The sequence below is a fragment of the Novipirellula sp. genome (assembly GCF_041583735.1).
Lineage (GTDB): Bacteria > Planctomycetota > Planctomycetia > Pirellulales > Pirellulaceae > Novipirellula.
Genome location: NZ_JBFHFD010001011.1, coordinates 1 through 1,810 on the forward strand (window position 1 = coordinate 1; position 1,810 = coordinate 1,810).

3 protein-coding genes are annotated in these 1,810 nt (G+C 56.4%); 1 reads left to right on the top strand and 2 read right to left on the bottom strand.

From position 1 onward, the window contains the following. Nucleotides 1-690 (bottom strand): APC family permease (locus ABX962_RS35570; RefSeq protein WP_372726382.1); only part of this gene is annotated, 690 nt, incomplete at its 3' end. After that, complete coding sequence (locus ABX962_RS35575) at nt 683-1,459, bottom strand: methyltransferase domain-containing protein (RefSeq protein WP_372726383.1); 777 nt, start codon at nt 1,457-1,459, stop codon at nt 683-685. The genes ABX962_RS35570 and ABX962_RS35575, both read right to left, overlap by 8 nt. A 79-nt stretch (nt 1,460-1,538) precedes the next feature. On the opposite strand from ABX962_RS35575, the gene ABX962_RS35580 reads away from it, so the two are divergent. After that, nucleotides 1,539-1,810, top strand: a 272-nt coding sequence (locus tag ABX962_RS35580) for a hypothetical protein (RefSeq protein ID WP_372726384.1), incomplete at its 3' end; no start/stop codon positions are given.

Below are 1,810 nucleotides of genomic sequence, written 5' to 3' on the forward strand. Positions count from 1 at the left end.
GATATAGACGGCAGCATTAAAACCGCTGAAACTAAGCGAGATGTACATCAATTGAGTGGCAAACGTCAACGAAAACGTCGTCCAGGGTACGGCTTCGTTGGTCACCGCTTCGGCTGGTACGTCCACCGGTGCACTGGAATGCATCACAACGGCGATCACCACAAAAGCCGCGATCAACACGAATTTCAAGATTACGACTAGATCTTGCACTCGAGCTCCAGGGCGTACCCCAACCGTATGCAGGATGGCCGCCAAAACGACGACGGTCGTGGCGATGCTGCCCTTGGGCATGGTGTCTTGCCAGCCGAGATAGGCTTCGAAGGTGGTCGCGGCAAATGCGATCGCACCCGTAAAACCGGCCAGTAGCGAGACCCAACCGGCCATCAAGCCAGCGATCGGGTGCAGTTTGCGAGAAAGAAACAAATACTCGCCGCCCGATTCGGTCAATTCACGCGCCAGCGCGCCGTAGCAAATTGCGCCACAGATCGCGATCACGCCTCCGGTGGTCCACGCCGCCAGTACCCACGCTGGCGATCCAAGTGCCGCCAGCGTGAATCCGCTGGTCGTATAGACTCCCGCGCCGATCATGCTGGCCGCGACCAAGAACATCGCCGAACCCAAACCCAGCGGTGTGTGATTAGCGGAGGCGTCTGCGTCGGTAGCTGGTGATTCGAGTGGTGGGTTATTCATCGCCCGCCTGGTCCGGCTTACGAAATTCGAGGAAGTAGTTTTCTTTGAAACCAGGGATCTTGCGTTCGGCGGTCAGTTCAAAACCAACCGATTGCACTTCGTCGATGAAGGTCTCTTTGCCGGCGCGAACATGCCCGATCGTCCACTCACGAGACACCCCGGGGATTCGCTCGAAATCGATAATCACCACTCGTCCGCCTGGGCGAAGCGCATTGAAGATCGACTGCATCGTTTGTTCGGGAAATTCAAAGTGGTGGTAGACGTCACAGATGAATGCCAGATCGACCGATTCCGGCGGTAAACAAACCGAGTCGTCATCGCACATCACCGTGGTGACATTTTCGACGCCGCGTTGATCAAACTGGTCCACCAAGTATTGGACAAATTTGGGCGAGATGTCCACGGCGTAGACCCACCCTTTGGAACCAACCGCAGTGGACATGAGCAGCGAGTAGAATCCGGTGCCTGCACCGACATCGGCGACCCGGTCGCCCGGTTTTAGGTTCAATCCTGCCATGATCGCATCGCGAGCGTGATAGACCTCGCGGCTTTCGACTTCAAACCGCTCGACCCACGCTTGCACATCCATTTCCGGATCAAGGAAGCTGTCGTTGATCCCTGGATTGACGCTCGTGGTCGTATCGCCAGACGTTTGTGCGGCAGTCGGTTGCTGCGTCGCGGCCGGCGAAATGGTTGCAGTCTGCGCCACCAGCGGGGTGGGCGAGAGTAACAGGAGCAGCGAGAGCGAGAGCAAGTCAAAACGCTTCATTGGATCCTCGGTCAGGTAGGGGTGAGAGACTCGGCGATGATTGTAGTCAAAACGAGCGAGCCGAGTCCGCAGGGGGAGCGTGTTTGCAATAAAAGATGAAATCGCCAAACGCCAGCGACAACCCGCCAATGGCTCGCGTCCCAATGGCGACCGCAATATCTTCGCCGTAGCGCGGACTCTGGTAGAAAATAAGAAGGGGGGCCGCAGCATTCATGAACCGAATGGGAAAAGAAGCCGGCAAAAAAATGGGTGGCAAAAATATTGGAAAGCAGGAACTTGGAGATTCATCTTTTTGCCCCACATGTTTTTGCCGACGTTCGCATCATTCTCCGAAACACCTGCGGCGACAGC

What these genes read in the sequence shown, in the direction of transcription:
- ABX962_RS35575 (WP_372726383.1), bottom strand. Translation starts at nt 1,459, where the DNA reads ATGAAGCGTTTTGACTTGCTCTCGCTCTCGCTGCTCCTGTTACTCTCG.